The 271-nt window shown below is 71.2% G+C and carries 1 protein-coding gene; it reads right to left on the bottom strand.

Features of this window, described 5'->3' with window-relative positions:
* On the bottom strand, positions 1 to 271 hold a 271-nt coding region (locus tag WDW90_RS39480; protein ID WP_336493042.1), incomplete at both ends, for an ATP-binding cassette domain-containing protein.

The following is a 271-nucleotide window of genomic DNA, read 5'->3' on the forward strand; positions in this document are numbered from 1 at the left end:
GGGTTCTTGAGGAGCGCGCGGGCGAACGAGAGGCGCTGGCGCTCGCCCCCCGAGAGCGAGCGGCCGCGCTCGCCGATAACGGAGTCGAGCCCATCGGGCTGGCACGCCATGAATTCGCTGGCCTGGGCGCGCTCGAGCGCGTCGAGCATCTCGGCGTCGGTGGCGTCGGGGCGGCCGACCTGCAGGTTCTCGCGTATCGAGCGGGCGAACAGCATCGGCTCCTGGAAGACGACGCCGATGTTGTGGCGCAGCGATGCCAGGCCGATGTCGC

The sequence above is a fragment of the Methylobacterium nigriterrae genome (genome assembly GCF_037106235.1).
Taxonomy (GTDB): domain Bacteria; phylum Pseudomonadota; class Alphaproteobacteria; order Rhizobiales; family Beijerinckiaceae; genus Methylobacterium; species Methylobacterium nigriterrae.